This window comes from Leptolyngbya sp. AN10, assembly GCF_050565645.1.
Classification (GTDB): Bacteria; Cyanobacteriota; Cyanobacteriia; order Leptolyngbyales; family Leptolyngbyaceae; genus Leptolyngbya.
In genome coordinates, this window is the sequence record NZ_JBNXVP010000001.1 from 240,366 (window position 1) to 265,725 (window position 25,360).

The window sequence follows — 25,360 nt, forward strand, 5'->3', positions numbered from 1 at the left end:
TGACAACAGTAGATCAAACTTGAAGAGCTATGACAATGCCGCTTGCACTGCTGTCTTGAGAGTTTCTAAATCTGCCTCTATATTGCTACCGAGATGCAGTCTCAAAGCTCGTCGATTGCGCTCTGCTAGAACTTGAAAATCTCCACGTGCCTGCGCTGCTTTGACAATTCCAAAACTATAATTCCGCCCAGGAACAACAAGATCAGTCGTATCATCGCTTGTAAGTTGTAAAAACACTCCTGTATTCGCTCCGCCTTTGTATGCTTGCCCTGTAGAGTGAAGAAATCTTGGTCCAAATCCTAAACAGGTTGCAACTTGCTTTGCATCACGAATCATGTGACGAATTGATTGCAGGTACTCGTAATGCAGATCATTCATTTCAATATAGGCAAGTAGAGCAAAATAGTCTCCTGCTTTGAGCCGATTCAAATGTGCCGACAAGTAGCTTGTTAGGGAGTTCTCTGTGGTTGCTTTCGCAAGGGCAGCAGCATTTTTAGGATCGGCATAGATCTGAATTCCTGATTGAACGATAAGCGGCTCTTCAATCTCCAGAATTCCAGTGTTTTCGTAATCTAGCATTAACTGCTTTGTCGCAAGTTTGCTCGATTCAACATCAGGTTGGTCAAAAGGATTGATGTTCAGAGTTGCTCCAGCAACGGCAGTCGCGATTTCCCATCGAAAAAATTCTTGCCCAATGTAATCGGGATGTGCAAGTGAAATTCTTACGACCGGAAATCCAGCCTGCTCCAGAGCAAGGACAGCCAAATCTTGCGCTGGATCAGGGGCAGATTCTAACCGAATATAGATAAAAAGGCGATCGCTGCCGTAATTTTCAGGTTCTGCGATCTCTTCTTGATCAATCGGAATGATCCCTTTGCCAATCTTTCCGGTTGACTCTGCCAGCAATTGCTCTAGCCAAGCTCCCAAACTAGCGATCCCCGGTGAAGCAATGAATGTAGCTTTGTCACATCCTTGATTTGCAAGGACTCCTAGAATCGTTCCAAGAATAACGCCCGGATTGTCCTCAGCAGGAACAGAGGGGGCACAGGAATGCACCATCTCCTCGGTTAGACGCAAAAATTCTGCAACATCAATGCCCATTAGTGCAGCAGGAACTATGCCAAAATTCGACAGAACCGAGTAGCGCCCACCAATACAAGGCAGTCCTAGAAAAGTTTGGAAGAAGCGATCGGCTGTAGCAATTTGTTGCAGCTTAGAGCCAGGATCAGTGATTGCTATAAATTGTCTTCCAGCCAAGCTAGATCCTACAATTTGCTGTACTCGATCGAAGAAGTATTGCTTGAAGAGATGAGGCTCTAGTATACTTCCTGATTTGCTAGAGACGATGAATAAGGTTTGAGCGAGATCGATTTGATTCTCAATGCTTTGAATTTGAACAGGATCAGTCGAATCTAGTACATGCAATTCTGGAAAGTCTGAAACTTTGCCAAATGTTTTCTTCAGCACTTCAGGACCAAGAGACGATCCTCCCATACCCAGCAACACAATGTGACTAAACCGTTGTTCTCGAATCGTTTGAGCAAGCTGATTGAGTGGCTCAAGATGAGCAAGCTGATCGTCTGTAATCCCCAACCAGCCTAACCAATAATTTTCATCTGCATCTGTCCAAAGTGAGGCATCCTGTGCCCACAGACGACGAATTTTTCCGCTCTGTCGCCAGTCCGTGAGATGTGCCTGAACAGATTCAGCGAGGGCAGCAGGAAGGCAATAAGACATACGATCGATTTGATTCCCCAAAACCACTTCTCGCTTCCGAGCGACTGCACTTAAAAGTGCATCAAACGCATCCTGAAAAAGTTTTACGCCTTGTGCTAGCAGATTCTCTGCAATGTGCGGCAGAGAAATACCAACCTGTTGCAGCATGAATAACATCGTTTCTGCAACTTCAGGCTGTTCAATCAAGCTCAGGCGAGGCTGTCCATGATCAATAAAAGCTGCTAAAGTCACAGGCGGTACAGTGTTCACAGTATCCGCGCCAATCAATTCTTCTATATACACGACATCTCGATAGTATGGATTTTTGCTGCCTGTGCTTGCCCATAACAATCGTTGAGGCTGTGCACCCTGTGTGGCAAGTGACCACCAACGAGGACTTTGATAGAGATCGTGATATTTACGATACGTCAATTTCGCATTTGCGATCGCACATTTCCCTAGCAAACTTTTGAGAACATTTTGCAAATGAATCTCTGGATCTTGATTCAGTTTTGCATTGAGCAATCCATCGATCGCAGTATCAATTCGACTAATAAAAAAGCTTGCGACGCTTGCAATCTGGCTAACATCCCCACCTTGAGCAGAAAATCTTTCCAACCCGGTAATATAAGCCTCTGCTACAGCTTTATACGCAGCCTGAGAGAATAGCAGAGTCACGTTTACATTAATTCCACTCCCGATCAATGTCTCAACCGCAGCAATTCCCTCAGAAGTGGCAGGCACTTTAATCATCAAATTAGGTCGTGCGACAGCTTGCCAGAGACGATGGGCTTCAGCAATTGTCCCAACAGTATCATAGGCGAGATAGGGAGACACTTCCAAACTCACATACCCATCCCGCTTTTGGGTGCGAGTGTAGATTGGCATTAAGATGTCCGCAGCAGCCTGAATATCTGCGATCGCGAGTTCTTCATACAGAGATAACGCATCACGATCTTCTGCTTTTTCAAGTGCATCAATCGCTTCATCATAGTCAGTGCTGCCTGCGATCGCAGTTTGGAAAATAGCAGGATTAGAGGTTACGCCCTGTACTGTGCCAGAATCAACTAATTCCTGAAGCTCACCACTGGTCAGTAAGCTGCGACGAATGTAATCTAACCAAATTGATTGTCCATGATGCTGTAAAAAATGAAGCGAATTCATGGACTGATCTTCGTTCTGTGCAATAGATTGAGTCATTGCTCAAAATTCCTCCTAACTCAAATCAATGAGAGAATTACTGTGATGCGGGTAGAATTCGATTGCCATTGTTCTGGCATATCTTGTTGCACCTATCAGACCAACATAAGGATTGAGGACAATATGAACTGGGATCTTTTCGAGGAGCGAACTCATTCTGCCTTTACTCAGAAATGCTTTTAAAAAAGTCCCGTCTTGCATCAACGGCAGAATCTTAGCGGCAATACCCCCTGCAATATAAATACCTCCATAGGGTAGAAGCTTCAAAGCAAGGTTTCCTGCTTCTGCACCATAGGCTTTAACAAATATCTGTAACGCTTTCTCTGCTAACGGATCTTGTGCAGTAAGCGCGGCATCAGAGATCTTTGAGGTTAAATCAACATCGTCCCCGGATAGAAGCTGATCCAGTCCAGTATGATGACGCAGAAATTGATAGATTGCTAGAATTCCATTGCCAGAGACTATCTGTTCGACAGAGACATGCTGAGTCGTCGATCGCTCTAACAAATAGTGCAATAGCTGACACTCTAACTCAGTATGTGGAGCAAAGTCAGCATGTCCACCTTCTGAAGCATAAACCCGGTAGCGCTCACCCTGATACAGTAAAAAGCCTTCACCTAAACCTGTACCTGCTCCAAGCATCGCGATCAGTGCATGAGGACGTAAATCGCCAGCTTGCAGCGTACAGACATCACTGGCACTCAGTTCTAATATTCCATAGCCGACTGCCTCAAAATCATTGATCAAAGAGATGTTTGGAATCTTAGTCTCTTGACTGAGGCGTGATGCTTCTAAAGACCAACCGAGATTGGTCAGGACTGAAGAATTGTTGACGACGGGACCTGCGATCGCAAAGCAAGCTATCTCAGGATGAATAGACTGTTGAAGTGTTTGAGTTGCAGTGGCTAAAAATTTAGATACAACTTCGCTCAGATCGGAAAACTCTTGACTACGATATCGCCCTTCGCATAAAGTTTGTGACGATCGCGCTTCTGTTAGACGCAGAATTGTCTTTGTTCCTCCTACGTCTCCTGCCAGAATGATCATGCTAGCACCTTCTCGATTGAATACTTACTGACTTGTTGTAGATAACTTAAGCTGATCTCGATATAGGTTAGGAAACCGCTTTTCGAGTCGCTTCAGCTTTGGCAAGTCATGGACAACCACATAGGGATAGTTTGGGTTATGCTTGACAAAATTTTGGTGGTCAGTCTCAGCCGCATAGAATTTCTCTAAAGGAACAACCTGCGTCACAATTGGCTTACGAAAGCTCTGTGCTTGATTGAGTTGCTCAATGTAGGCTTGTGCAACTTGCTTCTGCTTATCGGTCGCAAAAAAGATTGCGGAGCGATACTGAGTTCCACGATCGGGATACTGCTGATTAAGCTGAGTGGGATCATGAGCCACTGCAAAGTAGACTTTCAGCAATTGACCATAGGAAATCTGAGTGGGATCGTAGGTAATTCCTACTGATTCTGCATGGGGCGTTTTGCCCAAGCTGACTTGGCTATAGTTTGCAGTTTCAGCACTGCCGCCTGAGTAGCCAGATACAACTTGGGAAACACCCTTCAATTGCTCGAAAACAGCTTCTACGCCCCAAAAACACCCACCCGCTAAAACAATGGTCTGTTTTTGACCTGAGTTAGAAGCGGGGATATCGAGTGTGGGATCGGGAAATATTCCGATACTTGTAGGTGATTCATGACTTGCCTGAGATAGTGGGTTTCGGAGCGTTGTTCGGCTAATCAAGGTGAGTGCGATCGCGCATAAAAATACGATCGATAAAGCAGGGATCAGGGATCGAATTAATTGTTGCGATCTCATACTATTGAGACTCTCTGTGATTCGGATTAGGTATGCTTCTTATCTTGCGTGATGTATCTGAGAATCAAATGAATCTATCCTGATAATTTCGGCAGAGTTTACTGAGAAAAAGAATCTAGATACGGATTTCGCAAAAACAGCTAGTTTGGAGCTATCCTAGCGGGAGAGAGTTTAGAAGCGATTAGACAACCTGGTAACTTACTGGAGTAAATGTCATGAACAATAGATATTCGTTCATTGGAGGTCGGCAGGGCGATTGGCGCGTGGTCGAGGTACGTGCAATATTGGGGACTGGGTTAGAAGCAGTTGAACGGCTAGATGTGGTCAATGATGCTATCACAGAAGCACCCTCAGACAGTTCATGGGTTCTGCAAAGTTTTACAAGCAACATTCGCTATGCTAACCGAGATGAGATTAGTACGCTTCGAGCCGTGCAGCCTGAACTCGATCGCTCAGAAGCCGTTTCTGCGGTGTTGATTCCGATCAAAAAATCTGCTCAGTGGTGGGATATGGCACAAGATGAACGACGAGCAATTTTTGAGGAAGAATCCCATCATACGGCTGTAGGATTGGAGTATCTTCCAGGGGTTGCTCGTCGGCTCATGCACTGTCGAGATCTAGGCGAAGCGTTTGACTTTCTGACGTGGTTTGAATTCGCACCGGAACATACACAAGCATTTGATGAACTATTAGTTCGGATGCGTGCAAGTAAAGAATGGCAATATGTAGAGCGTGAAGTTGAGGTTCGTCTAAACCGAGATTACAGAGCCTAGAGGGTGTTTTAAGAGAACACCTCCAGAGCACCACCCTCCTAGAAAGATTGTAATCATGGTAAAGATTGAGATCATCAAGACTTCAAAGCAGCAGAACCAAAGGTAGCGTTAAAGCGACGACACCAAATGACTGCCGACTGAAAGTTAGCTAAGTTGATACTGTCTGGGATCTCATAGCTCTGCGCTCCACTATATTGTTTCAAAGGTGCTAGAACAGTATAGTCTCCCTCTTTGAGTGAATAAGCTGGAGGAGTTGTTTCTCCGATCACATTCATCGATCGATGCAACGCGACGACAAGATCAGGTCCAGAAGTCGAAGTCTTAAACTGCTCGCTCAATTTCAGAATGCGCTTGCCGTTCTGGTTGACAATTTCGATTTTTCCCTGGGTTGGGTGTTCACCACTGACAAAATTACCAGATGAAATGACAGTCGATTTTGCCATTGCAGATACTGAAGCGGTCGGGGTTGGAGAGGCGACACTGGTGCTTTGGGGCGATGAACTAGAAGTCGAGGTCGTTGTACTCCCACAACTTGCAATCAGGACTGCAATCAGGCTGGATAGTAGAATGTAACGAAAATGCCGTTTCATATCAAAAATCTCTTCCGTGTAGGGCTTTCGTGAGTTTGACTTATGAAAGTGAATATCGCAAACTGATATGAATTGAAGATGAGCGATCGATTAAAATCCTCTCATATTCAAGCCAGATTATTGAACTTCGCACGGTAGAAAAATGCTGACGGTTGTTCCTGAGTTGGAAGACGCGATCGCTAATTCTCCTCCATGTGCGACAATGATTCGCTTTGAAATTGCCAATCCTAAGCCTGTGCCAGAAGGCTTCGTCGAGCAGAATGGAGTCGTGATTTGAGGTAAAAGCTCTGGTGGAATTGGAGTTCCGCCATTCTGAATCCGAATACAAATTCGACTTGGATTGCTACCTTGAACGATCTCGCAACGAACTGTTTCTTGAAGCGCGATCGCTTCAAAAGCATTTCGAAATAAATTTAAGAAAACTTGTTTAAGCTTATCAACATCTGCCATCACTTCTGCTTCTGGAAAGTCATTTATGTAAGTAATACAGCGTTCAGGAGCTTCAGGCAACTCTTGAATTTGGATGAGCAAATCATCAAAGAACTGACCCAGGTTAAATCTTGAGAGGTGCAGAACTTGGGGTTTCGCATAGTGCAGAATTTCAGTCAAAAGATTCTGAAGTCGGTGAGATTCTCCCAAAGCAAGCATTAAACGCTGTTGATCAGAATCGGACTGTAAGACTTTTTGAGCGTATCTCAATCCCATTTCGATCGTAGTCAGTGGATTTCGGATCTCATGCACAATCATCGACGTAAATTCGCCAATCGCAGCCAATCGCTCCTGCTCAACTAGCTTCTCTTGCGAGAGTTTAAGATCCATTGAGCAAGCTGCAACTTTCTGAGACAACTGTTCATTAAATCGCAATTGTTGTTGATAGAGCCAGAAATTCCCGATCGCAGTCGCGGCTCTCTCCGCAAATGATTCAATAACCTTAACTTCAGACTCCGTAAATGAACGCGGCTCTCGGAGGAAAGAACAGATTGTACCGATAATTTGTTGATTTCTTGTTGCTAGAGGAACACCTAAATAAGCAAGATATTCGCTTGCTAGATTAGTATATTGCAAGCTATTGCGGCTGTCTTCGATCATGAGCGATCGCCCAGATTCAATCACTGTTTCTGCTAGTGTTCCGTGAACTGAGAAGCTAGACTGCGCCAAATCAATGCTACTGACAATCACCTGACCGATTTTTCCCTGACAGAGCGTAACGATCGTCCAATCCGACTGAATCAATCGACTAACACTCTGCACAATTTCATTCAAGTAGTCTCCTAAATCGCCTGATTGGTAGTTCAAAGTAGTAAAGCGATCCAAATCTAGTTGACCTGGGGTAAAAGGGGATAGTTCCGAGAAACTCACAGATGAATGGGGCTGTCTAGGCATAATCAATCGTCTCGATTTGAGTCAATCTACCTTTATAGAGCGCATATAACTGTCTCTAGCAACGTTTCCAGGCATTGCTGATCACTATATTTCAGACCATTAATAAAGAAAGTTGGTGTTTTGATAACACCGCTTTGTAGTCCACTTTCAATATCTGCTTGGACACGCGCAATGTGATAATCACTTGTCATTTCTGCTAAGAACTGGTTGACATCAAGATACAGCGCGATCGCATATTGAACCAAATCACCATCTGCAAGTTGGGATTGATGGTGCAGTAGGTGATGGTGCATTTCCCAAAACTTGTTCTGTGAAGCCGCAGCTTCTGCCGCTTCCGCAGCATGATGGGCTTGGGGGTGAAGATTTACTTGTGGGAAGTGACGAAATACGAATCGGATTTGCTCCCCTAATTGCTGTTGAATCGATAGAATGATTTGACCTGCCACTTGACAGCTAGGGCATTGATAGTCACCATACTGAACTAATGTGATCTTTGCGGTAGGATCACCTTGGCAATGATCACGATCGCTCACAGGAAGCATAAGATAATTTGGTTCATTAGATAGAGCCATCAGGAAAACTTCAAATAACGATAGCGTGTAGCTATCTGGTGATATTGAGTACTTTATTGGAAATGCTTCAATTTATTACTAAACTAGGCGATGACTTTTCACCTACCCAAATGGGTAGGGTCTTAAAATTAAAGCTTGATCAAACCCTGCTGAAGCGCATTCACGACTGCATGAGTACGATCGCTGGCTCCCAGTTTGATCATGACATTAGTCACATGAAATTTAACAGTATTTTCAGTAATTCCGAGGTTAGCCGCGATCGCTTTGTTGTTTTTGCCTCTTGCCATTAATCCTAAGACCTCAAATTCGCGATCGCTCAAACTTGGACGCTCCATCCGAGCCGCTAACTTCGTCCCAATTTCTGCTGGAATATATCGCTGCCCATCATTAACAGCTCGAATCACTTCTAAAATTTCCTGGCAGGGAGTATCTTTCAGCAAATAAGCTTTCGCTCCCGCCCGTAGTCCCTGATAGATATCTTCATCGGTTTCATAAATAGAAAACATGATAATCGCGGCATCAGGAAATTCAGCGCGAATCGTTGTGATTGCTTCCACACCTCCGACCTCTGGCATCCGTAAATCAAGCAGAGTGACATCAGGCTGAAGAATACGAAACTGTTCGATCGCCTCCCGTCCGTTCATAGCTTGAGCAACAACCTGCATATCTGGCTGATCGTTCAAGATTGCAACTAGCCCTTGACTCACGATCGGGTGATCGTCAGCAATCAGAATTTTGATAGTTTTAGTCGATTCATTCAGCATAACAGAGCAGTGAGATTGTAAAAGCTAGCGCGTTTCAGGATGAGTTAACATTACAGTAATCGTCGTTCCATTTCCTAGCTGACTCATCAGATTCCAAGTGGCTCCAATTCGAGATGCCCGCTGCTGCATTCCGAGCAAGCCAAATCCTTGAGTCGGGGATTGTGGTTCAAAGCCGCAACCATCATCGTGAACACTAAGCTGTAAGGTATGGGGACTGTAGATCAGCTTAATTTGAACGGTTTGAGCACTGGCATGGCGAATCGCATTGGTGAGAGATTCTTGAGCAATTCGGAGTAAATTCAACCCCAAATCAGGATGCAGACGGTAGGGACTTCCTTCTGTGATGAACTGAATTGAGGCGGCTTGCTTGAATGAAGGTTGTTCGATAAATTTAGCGATCGCTTGTGCCAAGTCTTCGTATTCGGTCGTTTCGAGATAGAGCGTCCAAACTGAACGCCGAGCTTCAGCTAGCCCTTCCTGTGCGATCGTTTGAGCATTGAGCAAGTGAGATTGAGCTTGTTCTGGTTGAGCCGTTGCAAAGTAGTTGACCGCCTGTAGCTGCATCAAAATTCCAGCAAATGCCTGTGCTAAGGTGTCATGAATTTCCCGCGCCATGCGAGTCCGCTCTTGTAAGAGGGCTGCTTGCTGAGCTTCTTCTGCAAGTCGGGTCAATTGAATTGCTAAGGTTGCTTGCTGTGCGAGTGACTGAACTAATTCCAGTTCATTTTCTGAAAAGGTTTCGCGACTACGATACCCAAACTCAATAAATCCTAGCGGCTGTTCATCTTGCCACAGCAAAGTACAGACAACGCCTTGATTGTTGCGCTTACGGTGAGACTCTAAACAGTCTGGCAAAAATAGATGAGCCTCTGCATCCAGACTAAAAGGTCTAGGCTTTGGCGATCGTAGTAGTACTTCCCAACCGCGCCACAGTTCGGCAGGAACCTTTGAGGTGTAGGGAAGGACAGCAGTAATCTCACCATCCCGTAACCCGACTAAGGTTTGCAATGTACGATCTTGCGGACTGTAGAGAACAATCTGAGCATCCTGAGCATCGAACTGTTCTGCAAATTCTTGCAGCAGATGCCCCAGGAAGGAACTCATATCAGGATCACGAGCCAGCCAACTAATGCTACGACGCATAGCATCATTGACTCTTGCCAGTTCTATCGCTCGATTTTGCTCTGCTTGCAGAATCATTTTTTGAGTGCGATCGCGCTGAATCGCGCTGCCCATACAATCTGCGATCGTTCGCATGACCGCAACTTCAGCCGGGGTGATCTCAATCGGAGCGCGGTAGTAGTCAAGACAGAGAACTCCCCACCAATGTCCATTTACCCGAATCGCGATCGAGTAACCCGACTGAATTCCCGCAGCCGCAAACGTACTCCGCAGTGGTTCGCACCATTCCTCCACCAGTCCACCAAACCCATCTCCGTTGAGAAAGTGCTGCTCTACAAATGCAGCAAATGTAGCATCTACCTCGGTTGTCTGAACTTCGCTGATCGAGCGATTGGATATTTCAAATCCGGGGGCAAACTGCTCATAGATGGTGGTTGAGGAACTTGGAAATTTGGAAGAGGCAATATAGTTGTTTTCTAGAACTGCAACGCGATCGCACTCGATCGCTTCCAGAATCATCATCAAAGCAGTGCTGATTGCTCCATCAATCTGATCTAAAGTCAGCAGTACATTGGCGGCTCTAGCAGTTGCTTCCAGTAGGCGATCGCGCTTGTGCAGCATGGGAATTGAATGATTAAACGAATGATAGTGAGGGAGCAATTTTTCATGGTTCGTGCTATACCCATCTTATTTTCAGTGGATCTAAAAAGCAAGCCTCAAACAACATTTGCCCAGAAGAATTACGGACAGCCCTGTAACTGTCCGTAATTCTTCTGGGTTTCGATCGTATCAAATATAGAACTACTGTGCTGTCCAACCGCCATCTGCAAGTAGATTTGCACCCGTCACAAATGCAGCATCAGAAGACACAAGAAACACTACTGTAGCCGCGATTTCTTCGGGTGTTGCAAATCGTCCGATCGGGTGCAAGTTTTTCAAGAAGGTTCGTCCCGCAGATGCTTCTGCGGGATCTCCAGCCGCACGTTGCAACATCTCTGTTTCCACGCTACCAGGACTAATTGCATTAATCCGAATTCCTTGTTGCGCGTATTCCAACGCCGCAGAGCGAGTCAGTCCGAGTACCGCGTGTTTACTAGCAACATAAATTCCGACACCAGGAAGCCCAATTGTACTCGCAACCGAAGCCGTATTCACGATCGCACCACCTCCACTAGCTAGCATTGCCGCAATTTCATGTTTCATCGAAAGCAGTACGCCTTTCACATTGATATCAAACACCTGCTGATAGTGTTCCGCCGTTTGCTCCGCAGTTGAAATACCAAACTCGCCCTCGACACCTGCATTGTTGAACGCAAGATCTAGTCGTCCATAAGTTGTCATTGCAGTTTCAATTAACGTTTCAACCTGCGCTTCGTTGCTGACATCAGTTCTGATGAAAAACGCTTCTCCGCCATTCGCCTGGATTTTATCAACAACTGCTTCTCCTTCCGATTGTCTGCGCCCAGCAACTACGACTTTTGCGCCAGCTTGAGCAAATGCGATCGCGGTTGCTTTTCCAATTCCAGAAGTTCCGCCAGTCACTAGCGCTACCTTTCCGGTCAATGTAGTCATGATGAATTTCCGTTGATGTGTGCAGATTGTTCTAGAAAATAAAACTTGAGTTGCGCCTACAATTCACCTGATTTTTCTCGTCGAACGACAAGGTAATGATCATAGGCTGTACAGATCCAAGCACCCACAAGCATAAATACATTCTTATCCCAGTTGCCTTGATTATTGGGAAGCAATCCATCTGGTCCGATCAAACCAAATGCGAGAATAAAGCTAAACAGCATGAGCATCATTACAATACCTGCCCAGCGCACAAACCGATTGATCATAAACAATGCCCCTACGACCATTTCAACCATCGGCAAGAGGTAAGCATAGGGATAGGCTAACAATGGTGGTAACGGACCGATTCCCTCAAAGCCCCATCCCCAGAGCTTCAGTTTGAGTTGCGTCACTGTTTCAAAAAAGCCGCCTGGAGCATTGAAGTAGAGATAGTTTGCAATGCCTGAAAGGACAAAGAAAAGCCCTAACAGAAAGCGCATTGTCGTAATGGATTGTCGAAATAAACGCTGTTCGCTGCGTAACGCCGGTTGAGTCTGGGTGTCTAAAATCATGAGCGTTTTCCTGGGTTTAGTGAAGGGTAAAAATTGTAAGGTTTATCCTTGTTTTTGCTGAAGTCGATCGAGCAACGCAGGCAGATGTGTCGATCGCAGTGTCTGTTCAAACTGAGAAGGTTGTGCAGCACGCCAGAGCAATAATCCACTACTCATCACGATGATCGCAGCCGCAACATCTCCAAACCTCTGAATCAAACGGGTTGGCATCCGAGGCTTAGAGGCAGATCGACTCTGACGCTGAAACACTTCATCCGTGAGCCATCCTACTGTTGCTTTGAAATTGTGAACATAGACTGGTAACAGTTCGAGGTAAGTTCCATGCCGGACAACATGACCTGCTCGCCCAGTAATCGGAACTCGATCGAAGAGATTCGCAACGCTCTCGCCTAAGCCCAACTTCATTAATGTGCCTCGGAGTGCAACCGTCGCAGGTCTCAGGGGTTGACCTCGCGCGATCGCATTTAAGTTGTGTGCGATCGCGGCTCCCTGCTGATAGGCAACTTGAGCCGTCGCAGGTAGGGGTTTTTCTAGAACAGCACAATCTCCACCCACAAATACTTCAGGGAAATCAGGAAGTTGGAGCGTCGGAGTAATATTTAGCCGACCTGTGCGATCGCGGTTTTCAGGTGAAACGGCTAATGTTTGAATCAGGGGATGCACTCCATTGCCTGCTGTCCAAATGATCGTTGCAGTCCGCAGTACTTTAATTTCATGCGCTTGCTCATATTCCAGCGCGTCGGCTGAAACAGATTTTACTGCGACCCCTTGAATGATTTCGACCGATCGAGTTTGGAGTGCTTTCTGAACAATTTCTCGCAGATGACCATTGATATCCCCTTTGAGGATTTCGTGGCTCCGATTTAGCACAACGATTCGGATTTCTTTGGGATCGCCGTGTAATCGGTCGTACCACTGCGGCAGCAAGTCGGCTAATGTGGCTGCCATTTCTAGTCCTGAAGGTCCAGCACCCACAATCGCAATTGTTAGTAGTGCTTGTCGTTGTTCATCATCCGCTTGAGTTGCTCGTTGCAGGCAATCTCGTAACTGCCGTCGTAATGCGATCGCATCTTCGCCATTCCGAAACGCGAACGTATAGTCTTCAGCCCCTTTAATGCCAAAGTAAGTTGGAACGCTGCCTAGTCCTAAAACAAGATTGCTATAGCGATAAGAGAGTCCTGATACCAGCTTGATTTGTTGTTGTTCTAAGTCAATTGTATGAATCTCGTCTTGAACAACTGTCACACTATCGCACTCAAACAGATCAGCATACCGAGGCTGGACTTGAATATCCATCATCTCGCCGCTCAAGAGTTCATACAGCAGAGGCTTAAACGCAAAACGTTCTGAGCGATCGATGAGTATAATATGCCGAGGATAGCGGCGATGGCAGAGATGTAATGCTGCAAACAATCCAGTAAAGCCAGCGCCCAAGATTACAGTGGGTAGAGTCGGTTCACGCATCTCGATATCCTGTCGTAGGGTGAAGCGGTCGTATCAGAGAAGTGCTCTTGCTCATTGTGTCTGAGTGAGCTTGGTCAGGAATGATAGATAGCTAAGAATTTTTGTAGTTCAAGCTGATAATTTGATAAGTAAATTCTCAGACTGTTCTCAGCAATTTCTCAGCTTGGGGATGCTCTACACGAGGAAACGCTTTACTGTCAATTTGATGGATCGCATTGAGGAGATCTTGCATCGAAAAAGGCTTCATCAGCCAAATGATTCCATCTTTTTTCAAGTGATCTATGGTATGGTTTCTCGCATCAACGGTCATTCCTACGATCGAGATTTGATTTCCCATTGACCTAAGTTGGTGATAAATTTTTGAGGCACTTTCTCCAGGAAAATCCCAGCTCAATATAATTATGTCAGGGCATAGAACTTGGGCTGCTGTCAGCCCGATTTTGGCATGATGCTCGACGCTGACTTTATACCCTTCGGCTAGTAACTCTAAAGCAATGAAGTGGGCTAGATTAACCTGATCCTCGATGAGCAAAATATGTGTTTTCATACAGCAGCACAAAAAGAGTTCGATGCTTATTATTCTGTCTGATGAAACTGCGGATAGCCTGAGAAGAAGATTAGAACTCGCTGAATCAAGTCAACCTTTGAAATATGCTAAAAGTGATATTGCTTCTTCAATTCCCACAACCCTATGAACTTCTCAGATTTCGATCAGCTACCCAAATCGTTACAGTCAGTTGTGAAGCATCAAGTTTTGCAACCTAAAGAACCTCTGTTTCATTTGGGTGAAGTTTCTACGGCGATGTATGCGATTAAGACTGGACGAATTCGGTTATTGCATTACACCGAGCGCGGTCAAGTCGTGAATCATTATCAAGTCACTGTGGGGCAAGTTTTAGCAGAGGTAGTACTGTTTATCGACCACTATGCCTGTACTGCGATCGCGGAAGAACCCACCGAAGTTTTAGCATTTCCAAAGCAGTCGTTTCTAGCGGCGCTTCAGCAGCATCCTGATCTCGCTCACTCTTTTATGTCGCAGCTTGCACACCGATTACACTCGACTAAGGTGATGTTGGAGCTACGCGGAATCCATCCAGCGCGGGAGCGAGTGCTGCACTACTTGAGATTTATCATGCCTGCGAATCAGAACAGCATTTTGTTAGAACAACCGCTTAAGTCGATCGCCTACGATCTGGGGATCACACCTGAAGCATTATCTCGATCTCTGACTCAACTAGAAGCTCAAGGAATCATTCAGCGAAATAAGCGTCTACTCACGTTGATGTAGAAACAGCAAGATTCTTAAGAAAATCTGAAAGATGCTCAAACTTGATTTAAATCAAGGACTGATGCAACCCTTCTCCTCTAAGCTTTTGACATTATTCTTCTGACGAGATTGCTGGAGATGGATTATGGACTTGCAGGACAGCCAGCCAGTAGAACAGCAGGAGCATGTTTTAGAATCTCTAGCAGAATTAGATGAACGCGCCTATATCCTCAACCGGTATTTGTACCGAATCACCTGTGATGTCTGCCAACTTCTGAACTCAGACTGGTCGATCATTACAGTCTGTGAAGGCACAGGCGGTCAAGTGATAGCCAGCAGCCTACCTCTGCAAACGGCAGAAGCTAACCCTTCTCTATATGGAGAGATTACGGCGCTGCTCGTTCAGCATGGAGTACTTTGCTCTATCGATGAAATTGAGCATCAACTCGACTACCAAGACCAACTCGGAAGCTACACTTATGCTCTAGGTATTCCGCTACGAACGATTTATGGCAAAGTGGTTGGGACGCTATACGCATTTCATCATCAGCCTTGCCAGCACAGCACAGAAAAGATTTCGAGCGTTCGACAGTATGCAGAGCAGGCTGCAATGGCGATCGACAATCACCAACTGTATCAGCAGCACCTCGACCCTTGCGATATCTGCAAAGCAGCGCCACGAGTCAGAGAGCTACAGAGAATCCAATCAAAACTGGCAAATCAAGAACGGTTGGCTGAAATCGGAGAATTCACTACTCAAATTGTTCATGAAATCCGCAGTCCTCTCACGACGATCGAGATGGGTTTGAACTATGCTCGAAAGCTCCTGCCCGGAGTCACCGATCAAAAGCGATTAATACTCGCGCTGAATGAAGCTCATCGCTTGAAGCATTTACTAACCGAAATCTTACTTTACACAAAGCCACAAGTTCTAAAACGATCAAAGCTGAATCTAAATCAGTTCTTGAATGAACTCCTAGTTGAACTTAGAGAAATGCCAGAAGCAACCGAGCGAGGGATAGAGCTAATCTGTGATACATCAGATATCTATATTTTAGCAGATCAAGATAAGCTCAAACAGGTCTTCATTAATCTAGTTCGGAATGCTTTTGAAGCGATTTCTCCTGGAGAGAAGGTCAGTTGCGAAATTACGAGACGCTTCTGCTCAAAACTGATTTGCATCAACATTCATAATGGGGGCACTCCGATTCCACCAGAAGTTCTACCCCAACTGACCACGCCTTTTTACTCAACCAAGCCTTCTGGAACTGGATTAGGGTTAGCGATCGTCAAACGAATCGTTACAGCCCATCGCGGTAAACTGATCATTGATTCTTGTAAAACAGGAACAACGATTAGTGTTCAGTTACCATTTGTTAGTTGAACGATCGACAAACGAATTCTCAGTCAATCATTCAGAAATTCTCAGGGTGTTATCAGTAAATTCTCAGGGTGAGGGTTCAGTATAGAGATCAGGTTCCTTCAGCAAGCTTAGAGAACTTCGCTGGAACCTATCATCGAGAACTTTATTCAGCGAAAACAAGTATGAAACAGCTAATGTTTGGCGGCTTATCTGCACTGTTGCTTGCAGCTTCAACCATCTCTCCCGTTCTATCCTCTGCTCCAACGATCGCACCTGTCGCACTGGATAGCATGGCGTTTAAGTTTACCGCCCCGTTTATCAGCAGTTCTGGATTGCTCAATGATAACCATGTCATTCAGGTGATGGTGGTGGGGATGGCTTTGGAAGACGTGATGGTTTCTATCCCACCGCAAATGAGAAAATTCAGCCGTATTCAGGTGACAGACGGATCTGGAAAAGAAGTTGCAGCGAAAGTTACATCAAATCAAAGACAAGTTGCGATCGCGTTTGATCGACCTGTTGAACCTGGACAGCTTCTGCAAATTAACATCATTGGAACAGAGACGGTGGAAGAAGAGGGCGAAATCTTGCTGTATGGAGTCACTGCGAAGCGTGTAGGACTGCAAGGCGAGATTCCGGTAGGAACTGCCAGAATTCAAGTGCCAGGGCGCGGTTAAATTGTGCCGAAATGGAGGAAGCGGTAGCTGTCTGAGTGCATCACATCTACCGCTTCCTCCATATTGAGGTATGGATGATACTTGCGGAAAAATCAACGATGCGAGTTGAGATCACCTGAACCAATTAAATCCCTCATCGACTGACTTCTGCTATCTTCTGAATTGATATATGACTGCGACCTCTTACAATCAGCAAAATTCCGAAGTGGCTCCTAACCAAACGACAATGACAGAGGCAGTAAAAATTCTTCTCTCAGGTGTTGGTGAAGACCCAAATCGAGAAGGATTACTCAAAACGCCCGATCGTGTTGCTAAAGCAATGCAGTTTTTGACGAGTGGCTATCAGCGATCGCTAGAAGAACTGATCAATGGTGCAATTTTTGATGAAGGGCATCATGAAATGGTATTAGTTCGAGATATTGATATGTTCAGCCTCTGTGAACATCATCTGCTGCCCTTCGTAGGTCGAGCGCATATTGCTTATATTCCCAATCAAAAAGTGGTTGGTTTGAGCAAACTGGCTCGAATTGTCGAAATGTATTCACGACGCTTACAAGTGCAAGAACGGCTAACTCGTCAAATTGCAGATGCGATTCAGACTGTGCTGGAGCCTCAAGGGGTTGCTGTTGTCATCGAAGCAACTCATATGTGTATGGCAATGCGGGGAGTACAGAAGTCTGGTGCTTGGACAGTTACCAGTACAATGATTGGCGTATTTCAAGCAGATCAGAGAACACGCGAAGAGTTTCTGAGCTTGATTCGCCATCAACCTGCATTCTGGTGAAGCACACGAGCGCGATTCAATGTCCATTCTGCTCTAATCTGGCTCTGCGTCATGTTGATAGACATCATGTTTATTGGTTTTGTCGGCATTGCTACCAAGAGGTGCCTATTCTGAATTTGACCTGTAGATTATTGGAGAAGGAAGAGAATACGATCGTGGCTTTAGACTCTACAAGAACGCTCTAATCTATTGTAACTCACTTGCTTATCATCATGACAACCGTAGAAGAACAACGCTTGCAACAAGCATCGTCTCGCAAGGTTCACTGGCGCAGATGGGGATCGTATCTGAGCGATCGTCAATGGGGAACAGTCCGCGAAGATTACAGTGCTTATGGTGCTGCTTGGGATTACTTTAGTCATGATCAAGCTCGATCAAGAGCTTGCCGTTGGGGTGAAGATGGCTTGCTGGGCATTTCAGATAACCATCAGCGGCTGTGTTTTGCGATCGCGCTTTGGAACGGTGAAGATTCTATCCTAAAAGAGCGATTGTTTGGGCTAACTGGCAACGAAGGCAATCATGGAGAAGATGTCAAAGAATATTACTTCTACTTGGACAATACACCCACTCATTCTTACATGAAGGCATTGTACAAGTATCCTCATCATGCTTTTCCCTACACTCAATTGGTAGAAGAAAACCGCCATCGAAATCGCCAAGAGCCAGAGTTTGAGTTACTAGATACAGGAATATTTAATGAGAATCGCTACTTTGATGTTTTTGTCGAATATGCAAAACAAAGCGCAGATGATATTTTGATCCAAATTACGGCAATTAATCGAGGGACTGAACTGAGAACCCTTCATCTTTTGCCGACGCTCTGGTTTCGCAACACATGGTTATGGAATGGAGAAACAGATAAACCAACTCTACAAGCGATCCAGTCTGAGCAAGGTAATATTATTGAGGCATGGCATCCTACGCTAGGGGAACGATGGCTTTATGCTCAAAATAGCGCAAAGATGCTATTTACAGAGAATGAAACAAACAATGAGCGATTGTTTGGTGTTCCCAATCATTCTCGCTATGTAAAAGATGGCATCAATGATTATGTTGTTCAAGGTCAGAAGGATACAGTCAATCCGCATCAAACTGGAACCAAAGCAGCATTACATCATGTTTTAGCGATCGCTCCTGGAGAAGCTCAAACTATCCAACTAAGACTAAGTGATACTCCTAGTCTAATTAATCCATTTGGCGACGAATTTACGACTATATTTGCCCGTCGCAAACAAGAAGCAGACGAATTCTATCATCGAATTACACCACTGCCATTGAGCGAAGATATGCAAGCTGTTCAGCGTCAAGCATTCGCTGGAATGCTTTGGTGTAAGCAATACTATCATTACATTGTGGATAATTGGCTGAAAGGGGATTCTGCCGCTCCAACGCCTCCAGCAGAGCGGCATCAAGGCAGAAATCGAGAATGGTTTCATCTCTACACCGATGATATTTTATCAATGTGCGACAAGTGGGAATATCCTTGGTTTGCTGCTTGGGATTTAGCATTTCACTGCATTTCTCTAGCTATGATCGATCCAGATTTTGCCAAGTATCAGCTAGATGTACTAACCCGCGAATGGTATATGCACCCAAATGGGCAGATTCCAGCTTATGAATGGGCATTTGGAGATGTGAATCCGCCTGTTCATGCGTGGGCAGCTTGGCGCGTTTATCAGCTTGAACAGAAGTTTTATGGTAGAGCCGATCGACAATTTCTAGAGCGCGTCTTTCAGAAATTGATGCTGAACTTTACTTGGTGGGTGAACCGCAAAGATTTGAAGGGCAATAACGTTTTTCAGGGCGGATTCTTAGGGCTGGATAACATTGGAGTCTTCGATCGCAGTGCTGAACTTCCAACAGGTGGATACATCAACCAATCTGATGGTACGAGTTGGATGGGAATGTATTGTCTGAATATGCTGGAAATTGCGCTAGAACTTGCAAAGATAAATCCTGTTTACGAAGATATTGCCACCAAATTTTTTGAACATTACCTTTACATTGCAGATGCAATGAACCACATTGGAAAGATGGAAGCTTCATTATGGAATGAGGAAGATGGATTTTACTATGATGTGCTGCACTTGCCCGACGATCGACAAATCGAAATGAAAGTTCGATCGATGGTGGGACTCATCCCGCTTTTTGCGGTTGAACTTTTGGAGCCAGAGACACTAGAGCAGCTTCCCAACTTCAAAAAACGGCTGGAGTGGTTTACCCAAAACCGTCCTGACTTACGCAAGAATGTCGCTTGCATGGATACGCTTGGCATGAAAGCAAGGAGACTATTAGCGATCGTATCTAAAGAAAAGCTCAGTCGAATTTTGCAGAAAATGCTAGATGAAACTGAATTTCTGAGTGATTACGGCATTCGTGCGATTTCTCGATATCATGCAGCCCATCCCTACCGCTTTTATGCCAATGGAACAGAGTCTCGAGTGAACTATGAACCCGCAGAATCGACGAGTGGACTATTTGGGGGTAATTCTAACTGGCGAGGTCCGATCTGGTTTCCAGTGAACTTTCTCCTGATCGAATCGCTCCAAAAGTTTCACGACTATCTAGGCGATAGCTTCAAGGTCGAGTGCCCGACAGGATCAGGAAAATGGCTCACTCTATCAGAGGTTGCTTCAGAGCTATCTCAGCGTCTCACTCAAATCTTTCTCAGAAACTCATCTGAGCAGCGTCCAGTTTATGGAGGCACTGAAGCGTTTCAGAGTAATCCTCACTGGTGCGATTTGATTTTGTTCTATGAGTACTTTCATGGCGATAACGGGGCTGGAATTGGAGCAAGTCATCAAACAGGATGGACAGGGCTAGTTGCAAAGCTGATCCACCAGATTAGCGAGCATGAGAAATGAGAACAGCCTAGATGCCTTTGAAGCCGATTCCATTTTCAACCTCCATTGATTCGCTTTGTTGTGAATCAGTTTGTACCGAAGTTTGATGGCGTATTGTCCGTCGAGCAATCCGAAAGTTGCCAACCTGACCAAGCAATAGACCTGCTAAGATAACACTTCCGCCAATGTACTGAGCTTGAGTTGGCACTTCATCTAAAATCCAATAGGCAGCAAGAACACCGATGATTGGCGTAAATGAACTCACGATCGAGGCAGTCGAAACAGTAGAAGCTCTCAATCCCCGAATCCAGAATGACTGCCCAAGCACAACAATGATTGATCCATAAACCAACATCCAGCGCCACAGAAATGGCGAGAAGATGCCTGCAAAATGGTGATCTCCATATAAAAGTAATGCGGCAAAGAAGAAAACGATCGTTCCTAGTGCAGTCCGAAAAATTCCGTAAATACCTAAAGGAACCTGAGAAAGCTGTTTTTTCCCAATAATTGTCGAGATTGCTAATGCGATCGCAGCAATTGCTGCAAATAGTTCACCAACTCCAATGCTAAAAATGCCGACCCGCATCATTTGCGAGGATGACCGCAACGCGATCGTCAAGAAAACACCAATAAATGCAGTAATGGTTCCAAATGCCTCCCAGCGATTTGAGCGTTCTTGAAGGAACCAAACCGATAGCGCAAATGTAAGCGGTGGCTCTAATCGCCCGATTAACACAACATTGTTAACGGGTGACAATGCCAGAGCTTGAAACAACAAAGCGGGTGCGATCGCGCCTGATAACAGCGAAACGATGCTTAGATTTAGCCAGTCTCGCCGAGATAACTGCTTTAGATTAGCTCGATTCCATTGTCTGTTATACAACGCAAGCAATACAAGCAATGCACAAAGATTACCTACAAACAAAACATTGCATAATGAAATTGGATTCTGCCCATCGATAAAATGTTGAGCGCCAAGCTGAGTGATCTTACGAGTCACAGCGCTAGAAGCTCCAAAAATTAAAACAGCAAGCCAAAGGTAAAGTTGACCAGGAAGTCTTGCTGGGAATCGAGTGAGTTGTATTGAGTTTGGCACAATCTTTTGAAGGAATCGAGTGAGTTCTTTAGCGTTCGTTTTGCCATTAAAAGTCCGGGCGAGTTGAACAAAGTTCCATCCTAGAGGACTTGGTACGACTCGCCCGGACTTGCGCCCTTTTTCAAACGGATAATCCAGAGTGAAACTGTACTCTAGCAGGAATTTAATGCTTCCTCGTTCGCACTGCAATCATTTGACTTCGCTAGATGCGAATTGCATCACTCTTCCGGTTTTTAGAGCGACGACAACATCATAAGTCGCACAGTAAGCAAACGTAATGTTGTTCGCCTTGTTGTAGAGATTGACAACCATTCCTGCACCTCCGGGCTGCACAGAAATCGGCTCCAAATCGCCAAAGAAATAGCGTCGCAGTTCATCACCGCCGCCAAACTGTCCTTTGTGTTGAGTGATTCTCGCGATCTTTTGCTGAATCGTTAAACCTGTACTATCTTTCATTTCTTGAGCAGATACTTGTACTAACTGAGGATTAACTGCTTTCAAAGGAGCATCCCAGAGCGTTACCGTCCCGACTAAAGCCGCAGTTGCAAGTAAAGCAGAAAGTTTCATAGCGGTGAGGTCCTAAATAATTTCGATACTTTCAGCATAGGCATGAATCCTGAGAAAGGATTATGCTGAACTTAAGAAGTTGTTGAATTTTTGTAGATAGAACGTTCAGGTTGATTTCAGCTTCTTCTCAGGAAACTGTGCTGTTGCTGTAAAACGGCATTTCTCAGTTAATTCTCACGATTTCATCAGACCATGCTCAGGTTGATTTGTCATTCTTAAGTGATTCAGCAGGACGAACACCTACTTGATTCTTCAAACTTGAGTCACTATGAAATACTTTCTACTAGCATTGTTCTCTTTCATGTTATTGTCCACTCTCTCAGAAGTTTCAGCAAATGCTCAGACTAATTCACAAGGAGCAATGAGCTACAGTATGACAACGACGCAAGAAATTATCCAGCTTAGTCCATTTGATCTTGCAACGTTTGCTTACCGTGGGCACTTCAAAAATCAAGGCATCAGTGGCTATGGAACGCTAATCCAGGATCATGTTTCTGGAAAGGTAAGTAACCGAGACATTGTGCAAGCCGCGATCGCTGCCAATCTGCTACCCGCGTCTACCTTGAATAACGTGGCTTACCTCAGCGCGTTAGACAATCAACTGCGAGAATTGAACTTGCATTAAACGTTTCTTATTCAGCTTTCAGGTTTTATTCGATGAGTGCTGCGGACATTGCCCAAACAATTCAGCTAATCATTGCCCCAGTGGTCATGATTACCGCTTGCATGTTGTTCCAAAATGGAATTTTACTAAGATATGCGGCGATCGGACAACGGATTCGTGCGTTGTCTCATGAACAGTTTGAGCTATTGCGCTTCAGTCAGGCAAAAAACCATCTCGACTCAGAACGGCTGGAAGAGATCGATCGTCAGGTTCCTCTACTGGTTCGTCGTCATCGCCTGATCCAGAGAGCAGTCTTGCTAACCTATGGCGCGACTGCAATTCTGATTCTGACAATGTTTGCGATCGCGTTCTCAGTTGCTATTAATGCTGAAGTTATCGGGACAATTGCGTTAATTCTATTTTTAGTTGGAACAGGTGTGCTGCTGGCAGGTGTTTTTCTCACCGCTTTAGCAGTTCGCATTTCTCATCGGGCGCTTTGCTATGAGGTACATCTTAGTACTCTCCCAAGCCAGCAATAAATCTTTTTTTACAGTCGCATCATATCTATGTGGACAAAGCTTTCATAAGAGCTTTGTCCTTTTTTAAGTATTAAATCATCGAACTATGGGCAATCCGAACCTAAGCTTTGACGCTGGCAGAGAAGCAATCCAAACCAAGTTTGTGGATCAGTCCAGATTTGGAGCGGTTTTAGTGCGTGGTTTTCAAGTTCGATCGTGAGTGTCGGTAAATGAAACTTGTGCGAGAGTTCTGTCCGAATCGTTTCTCCTGCTTCGAGTCTGACTTGATGATTCAATGTTTTGAGATCAATTGTTTGAGCAGTCAGGCTCTTCAAGTGCATCTCAATCCGCTGTTCTACAGAATTGTAGAATGCAAGATGCTGAAATTGCGTGAGATCAAAGTTACCTAGAAAGCGATGATTTAGATGTCGGAGAATGTTGAGATTGAAAGCTGCGGTAACTCCTTGAGCATCGTTGTAAGCATCTTCAATCACTTCGATCGATTTCTGCAAATCAACGCCAAGTAGGAAGAATTCTCTAGGTTTTAAGGCTTGTTGAATTTGGGTGAGAAAGCGATCGCGAGCAGGTTTATCCAAATTGCCTAATGTACTACCCAGAAAGATCAACATTCGATTCTCCAATGATGGAGATGGTAGATCTGCTAGTACCTGCTCATAGGTTCCTGCTAGACCACACAGATGTAGCGTTGGATATTGAGTCAGTAGCTCTAGTGCAGTACTTTTTAGAATGCCTGCGCTAACATCGATTGGAGAGTAGTGTAGGGGCTGACCCAGTTGAGAATAAGCTTCGAGAAGTACACGAGTTTTTCGTGAGCTACCGCTTCCCAGTTCAATCAATTCGCTTATTCCTGTAAGCTTCACAATATCCACTGCATAAGCTTCTAGAATGCTCTGCTCGGTGCGAGTTGGATAGTATTCTGGCGTATCACAGATTTGCTCGAAGAGATGAGAGCCGCGATCGTCATAAAAATAACGACAAGGCAAGATTTTTGGTGTGCTTTCAAGTCCTTGAATGACTTCTTCGCCTGTATCAATGAACGTATTTGCATCCATTAAAGAGATCCAACGAAAGCGGGAATCGTCTAGTTGCTTAGTGTATTTTATGGTCATCATTTCTGAAGTAAGAAAATGGCTACCACCATTGCTAAGAAAGAATGATAGTAGCCGCGACTGTATGTTGAAACTCAATTTAGTGAAGCTCATCTCGTGGCAAAAAAGCTTAGTCTGCGCCGCCACTGTAGAAGCTGAGCCGTCCAAATCCCAAAAATTGACCTAAACTGTCCTCGCCTGCTGGAAACACAGTCACACCGAATTCATAAATACCTCCAAAATCTGGATTTGCTTTTGCCTCTAGTGCAACCGTCACAGTACTTCCAGGCTGTACAGGCTGATCAAACACGATCGTAGCTTCCCCAGGAGTAGACTTCCCACCACCGACACTCGCTAGCGGAATTTCTGCCCCTGCTGCAAATCGTCCTCCTGCAAACGCCTTACTTCTGCCCACATCAAATTTTACGGTTCTCAAATTTTGTTCTTGGGCAATCCGAACTGCTTTCAGGGGCTGTCCAGCATTGGCAGGAACGGTCAACGTAAATTCGTAGGTCGATGGAACATAAGCTTGGGGTTGAGAAGTGTAGGCACGAACTAATCGAGGAGGATGAGAGAAGTAGGCTCGTCCATTGTTCATCGGAGCTTGGCTCATGGGATTGTCAAGCGTTTGAGCCATTGGAGGCTGCATCGATTTGAGATTGCCAATTTCAGACAATTTAGGTTGAGTGGGGTTCTTGAACTGGTTTTGAGACGATCGACGTGAGATAGTTGTTTGAGTGTTTCCGATCTCTGAGAGGTAAGGATGAGTCGGGTTTTTGAAGTTTGTCTGTGAAAAAGCTGAGGTTTGAGTTCCAATCGTTGCAGCGATCGCAAATATTGTCCCAATCGCAAATTTCTGAAATAGCATGGTCAAATCTCCATAGAATTAGAAATAGGTTGCGTCTCGTCAAGATTGACTCGAAGCTTGAGTCTGATTAAACGTTGCCAGTCTGAGATTTACCTGAAGCCAAAGCTCGAGTTAGATAAACGTTTACTGA

The 25,360-nt window shown here is 45.0% G+C and carries 24 protein-coding genes; 8 read left to right on the top strand and 16 right to left on the bottom strand.

Annotation, left to right across the window (positions count from 1 at the left end; all coding sequences use genetic code 11):
* Positions 1-27 precede the first annotated feature (27 nt).
* Genes ACQ4M5_RS01255 through msrA form a run of 3 tightly spaced genes read right to left on the bottom strand, consistent with a single transcriptional unit; the run spans position 28 to position 4,740 of the window.
* The gene (locus ACQ4M5_RS01255) at positions 28-2,916 is read right to left on the bottom strand and encodes a bifunctional transaldolase/phosoglucose isomerase (protein WP_430673786.1); all 2,889 of its coding nucleotides are present in this window, start codon (positions 2,914-2,916) and stop codon (positions 28-30) included.
* A 15-nt stretch (positions 2,917-2,931) separates the two neighbouring features.
* Positions 2,932-3,963: a glucokinase gene (locus tag ACQ4M5_RS01260; protein ID WP_430673787.1), complete on the bottom strand. Its 1,032-nt coding sequence runs from the start codon at positions 3,961-3,963 to the stop codon at positions 2,932-2,934.
* 24 nt (positions 3,964-3,987) lie between these two features.
* Complete coding sequence (gene msrA / locus ACQ4M5_RS01265; RefSeq protein ID WP_430673788.1) at positions 3,988-4,740, bottom strand: peptide-methionine (S)-S-oxide reductase MsrA; 753 nt, start codon at positions 4,738-4,740, stop codon at positions 3,988-3,990.
* A gap of 215 nt (positions 4,741-4,955) precedes the next feature.
* Between msrA and ACQ4M5_RS01270 the strand changes: the two genes are divergently transcribed.
* Positions 4,956-5,513, top strand: coding sequence for a chlorite dismutase family protein (locus ACQ4M5_RS01270; RefSeq protein ID WP_430673789.1), 558 nt, complete (start codon positions 4,956-4,958; stop codon positions 5,511-5,513).
* Positions 5,514-5,587: 74 nt separating this feature from the next.
* Here the strand turns inward: ACQ4M5_RS01270 and ACQ4M5_RS01275 are convergent, their stop codons facing one another.
* The 9 genes from ACQ4M5_RS01275 to ACQ4M5_RS01315 form a co-directional block, all read right to left on the bottom strand.
* Positions 5,588-6,103, bottom strand: a complete 516-nt coding sequence (locus tag ACQ4M5_RS01275) for a DM13 domain-containing protein (RefSeq protein WP_430673790.1) — start codon at positions 6,101-6,103, stop codon at positions 5,588-5,590.
* Positions 6,104-6,220: 117 nt separating this feature from the next.
* Complete coding sequence (locus tag ACQ4M5_RS01280) at positions 6,221-7,486, bottom strand: ATP-binding protein (protein WP_430673791.1); 1,266 nt, start codon at positions 7,484-7,486, stop codon at positions 6,221-6,223.
* 32 nt (positions 7,487-7,518) lie between these two features.
* Positions 7,519-8,058 carry a DsbA family protein gene (locus tag ACQ4M5_RS01285; RefSeq protein WP_430673792.1) on the bottom strand — a complete coding sequence of 180 codons (540 nt, stop codon included), beginning with the start codon at positions 8,056-8,058 and terminating at the stop codon, positions 7,519-7,521.
* 128 nt (positions 8,059-8,186) lie between these two features.
* A complete protein-coding gene (locus tag ACQ4M5_RS01290) occupies positions 8,187-8,822 on the bottom strand; it encodes a response regulator (RefSeq protein ID WP_430673793.1) in 636 nt (211 codons plus the stop codon).
* Positions 8,823-8,846: 24 nt separating this feature from the next.
* Complete coding sequence (locus ACQ4M5_RS01295; protein WP_430673794.1) at positions 8,847-10,565, bottom strand: GAF domain-containing sensor histidine kinase; 1,719 nt, start codon at positions 10,563-10,565, stop codon at positions 8,847-8,849.
* A 180-nt stretch (positions 10,566-10,745) separates the two neighbouring features.
* Positions 10,746-11,516, bottom strand: a complete 771-nt coding sequence (locus tag ACQ4M5_RS01300; protein ID WP_430673795.1) for an SDR family oxidoreductase — start codon at positions 11,514-11,516, stop codon at positions 10,746-10,748.
* Positions 11,517-11,572: 56 nt separating this feature from the next.
* A complete protein-coding gene (locus ACQ4M5_RS01305) occupies positions 11,573-12,070 on the bottom strand; it encodes a MauE/DoxX family redox-associated membrane protein (RefSeq protein ID WP_430673796.1) in 498 nt (165 codons plus the stop codon).
* Between the two features lie 42 nt (positions 12,071-12,112).
* Positions 12,113-13,534: an NAD(P)/FAD-dependent oxidoreductase gene (locus tag ACQ4M5_RS01310; RefSeq protein ID WP_430673797.1), complete on the bottom strand. Its 1,422-nt coding sequence runs from the start codon at positions 13,532-13,534 to the stop codon at positions 12,113-12,115.
* Positions 13,535-13,670: 136 nt separating this feature from the next.
* A complete protein-coding gene (locus ACQ4M5_RS01315; RefSeq protein WP_430673798.1) occupies positions 13,671-14,081 on the bottom strand; it encodes a response regulator transcription factor in 411 nt (136 codons plus the stop codon).
* Between the two features lie 144 nt (positions 14,082-14,225).
* Here ACQ4M5_RS01315 and ACQ4M5_RS01320 point away from each other — a divergent pair, with 144 nt between their 5' ends.
* From ACQ4M5_RS01320 to ACQ4M5_RS01340, 5 genes are all read left to right on the top strand, one after another.
* Entirely contained in the window at positions 14,226-14,822 is a 597-nt protein-coding gene (locus ACQ4M5_RS01320; protein WP_430673799.1) for a Crp/Fnr family transcriptional regulator, read from the top strand.
* Positions 14,823-14,946: 124 nt separating this feature from the next.
* Positions 14,947-16,185 (top strand): ATP-binding protein, encoded by a 1,239-nt coding sequence (locus ACQ4M5_RS01325; RefSeq protein ID WP_430673800.1) that lies wholly within the window; start codon positions 14,947-14,949, stop codon positions 16,183-16,185.
* Positions 16,186-16,346: 161 nt separating this feature from the next.
* On the top strand, positions 16,347-16,841 hold the full coding sequence (locus ACQ4M5_RS01330; RefSeq protein WP_430673801.1) for a hypothetical protein: 495 nt from the start codon (positions 16,347-16,349) through the stop codon (positions 16,839-16,841).
* A gap of 169 nt (positions 16,842-17,010) precedes the next feature.
* Positions 17,011-17,625, top strand: coding sequence for a GTP cyclohydrolase I FolE (gene folE, locus ACQ4M5_RS01335; RefSeq protein WP_430673802.1), 615 nt, complete (start codon positions 17,011-17,013; stop codon positions 17,623-17,625).
* Positions 17,626-17,837: 212 nt separating this feature from the next.
* Positions 17,838-20,489, top strand: a complete 2,652-nt coding sequence (locus ACQ4M5_RS01340) for an MGH1-like glycoside hydrolase domain-containing protein (RefSeq protein ID WP_430673803.1) — start codon at positions 17,838-17,840, stop codon at positions 20,487-20,489.
* 7 nt (positions 20,490-20,496) lie between these two features.
* Here ACQ4M5_RS01340 and ACQ4M5_RS01345 read toward each other — a convergent pair whose 3' ends face one another.
* Both ACQ4M5_RS01345 and ACQ4M5_RS01350 read right to left on the bottom strand, forming a co-directional pair.
* Positions 20,497-21,753, bottom strand: coding sequence for a DMT family transporter (locus tag ACQ4M5_RS01345; RefSeq protein ID WP_430673804.1), 1,257 nt, complete (start codon positions 21,751-21,753; stop codon positions 20,497-20,499).
* Positions 21,754-22,131 carry a hypothetical protein gene (locus ACQ4M5_RS01350; protein ID WP_430673805.1) on the bottom strand — a complete coding sequence of 126 codons (378 nt, stop codon included), beginning with the start codon at positions 22,129-22,131 and terminating at the stop codon, positions 21,754-21,756. It lies immediately after the preceding gene.
* A 268-nt stretch (positions 22,132-22,399) separates the two neighbouring features.
* Here ACQ4M5_RS01350 and ACQ4M5_RS01355 point away from each other — a divergent pair, with 268 nt between their 5' ends.
* On the top strand, positions 22,400-22,756 hold the full coding sequence (locus ACQ4M5_RS01355) for a hypothetical protein (protein WP_430673806.1): 357 nt from the start codon (positions 22,400-22,402) through the stop codon (positions 22,754-22,756).
* Between the two features lie 32 nt (positions 22,757-22,788).
* Positions 22,789-23,274, top strand: a complete 486-nt coding sequence (locus ACQ4M5_RS01360; RefSeq protein ID WP_430673807.1) for a DUF2721 domain-containing protein — start codon at positions 22,789-22,791, stop codon at positions 23,272-23,274.
* A gap of 83 nt (positions 23,275-23,357) precedes the next feature.
* Here the strand turns inward: ACQ4M5_RS01360 and egtD are convergent, their stop codons facing one another.
* Both egtD and ACQ4M5_RS01370 read right to left on the bottom strand, forming a co-directional pair.
* The gene (gene egtD, locus ACQ4M5_RS01365) at positions 23,358-24,326 is read right to left on the bottom strand and encodes an L-histidine N(alpha)-methyltransferase (protein ID WP_430673809.1); all 969 of its coding nucleotides are present in this window, start codon (positions 24,324-24,326) and stop codon (positions 23,358-23,360) included.
* Positions 24,327-24,492: 166 nt separating this feature from the next.
* Positions 24,493-25,230: a DUF2808 domain-containing protein gene (locus tag ACQ4M5_RS01370; protein WP_430673810.1), complete on the bottom strand. Its 738-nt coding sequence runs from the start codon at positions 25,228-25,230 to the stop codon at positions 24,493-24,495.
* Positions 25,231-25,360 lie beyond the last annotated feature (130 nt).

What these genes read in the sequence shown, in the direction of transcription:
- ACQ4M5_RS01255 (WP_430673786.1), bottom strand. Translation starts at nt 2,916, where the DNA reads ATGACTCAATCTATTGCACAGAACGAAGATCAGTCCATGAATTCGCTT.
- ACQ4M5_RS01260 (WP_430673787.1), bottom strand. Translation starts at nt 3,963, where the DNA reads ATGATCATTCTGGCAGGAGACGTAGGAGGAACAAAGACAATTCTGCGT.
- msrA (WP_430673788.1), bottom strand. Translation starts at nt 4,740, where the DNA reads ATGAGATCGCAACAATTAATTCGATCCCTGATCCCTGCTTTATCGATC.
- ACQ4M5_RS01270 (WP_430673789.1), top strand. Translation starts at nt 4,956, where the DNA reads ATGAACAATAGATATTCGTTCATTGGAGGTCGGCAGGGCGATTGGCGC.
- ACQ4M5_RS01275 (WP_430673790.1), bottom strand. Translation starts at nt 6,103, where the DNA reads ATGAAACGGCATTTTCGTTACATTCTACTATCCAGCCTGATTGCAGTC.
- ACQ4M5_RS01280 (WP_430673791.1), bottom strand. Translation starts at nt 7,486, where the DNA reads ATGCCTAGACAGCCCCATTCATCTGTGAGTTTCTCGGAACTATCCCCT.
- ACQ4M5_RS01285 (WP_430673792.1), bottom strand. Translation starts at nt 8,058, where the DNA reads ATGGCTCTATCTAATGAACCAAATTATCTTATGCTTCCTGTGAGCGAT.
- ACQ4M5_RS01290 (WP_430673793.1), bottom strand. Translation starts at nt 8,822, where the DNA reads ATGCTGAATGAATCGACTAAAACTATCAAAATTCTGATTGCTGACGAT.
- ACQ4M5_RS01295 (WP_430673794.1), bottom strand. Translation starts at nt 10,565, where the DNA reads ATGCTGCACAAGCGCGATCGCCTACTGGAAGCAACTGCTAGAGCCGCC.
- ACQ4M5_RS01300 (WP_430673795.1), bottom strand. Translation starts at nt 11,516, where the DNA reads ATGACTACATTGACCGGAAAGGTAGCGCTAGTGACTGGCGGAACTTCT.
- ACQ4M5_RS01305 (WP_430673796.1), bottom strand. Translation starts at nt 12,070, where the DNA reads ATGATTTTAGACACCCAGACTCAACCGGCGTTACGCAGCGAACAGCGT.
- ACQ4M5_RS01310 (WP_430673797.1), bottom strand. Translation starts at nt 13,534, where the DNA reads ATGCGTGAACCGACTCTACCCACTGTAATCTTGGGCGCTGGCTTTACT.
- ACQ4M5_RS01315 (WP_430673798.1), bottom strand. Translation starts at nt 14,081, where the DNA reads ATGAAAACACATATTTTGCTCATCGAGGATCAGGTTAATCTAGCCCAC.
- ACQ4M5_RS01320 (WP_430673799.1), top strand. Translation starts at nt 14,226, where the DNA reads ATGAACTTCTCAGATTTCGATCAGCTACCCAAATCGTTACAGTCAGTT.
- ACQ4M5_RS01325 (WP_430673800.1), top strand. Translation starts at nt 14,947, where the DNA reads ATGGACTTGCAGGACAGCCAGCCAGTAGAACAGCAGGAGCATGTTTTA.
- ACQ4M5_RS01330 (WP_430673801.1), top strand. Translation starts at nt 16,347, where the DNA reads ATGAAACAGCTAATGTTTGGCGGCTTATCTGCACTGTTGCTTGCAGCT.
- folE (WP_430673802.1), top strand. Translation starts at nt 17,011, where the DNA reads ATGACTGCGACCTCTTACAATCAGCAAAATTCCGAAGTGGCTCCTAAC.
- ACQ4M5_RS01340 (WP_430673803.1), top strand. Translation starts at nt 17,838, where the DNA reads ATGACAACCGTAGAAGAACAACGCTTGCAACAAGCATCGTCTCGCAAG.
- ACQ4M5_RS01350 (WP_430673805.1), bottom strand. Translation starts at nt 22,131, where the DNA reads ATGAAACTTTCTGCTTTACTTGCAACTGCGGCTTTAGTCGGGACGGTA.
- ACQ4M5_RS01355 (WP_430673806.1), top strand. Translation starts at nt 22,400, where the DNA reads ATGAAATACTTTCTACTAGCATTGTTCTCTTTCATGTTATTGTCCACT.
- ACQ4M5_RS01360 (WP_430673807.1), top strand. Translation starts at nt 22,789, where the DNA reads ATGAGTGCTGCGGACATTGCCCAAACAATTCAGCTAATCATTGCCCCA.
- egtD (WP_430673809.1), bottom strand. Translation starts at nt 24,326, where the DNA reads ATGGATGCAAATACGTTCATTGATACAGGCGAAGAAGTCATTCAAGGA.
- ACQ4M5_RS01370 (WP_430673810.1), bottom strand. Translation starts at nt 25,230, where the DNA reads ATGCTATTTCAGAAATTTGCGATTGGGACAATATTTGCGATCGCTGCA.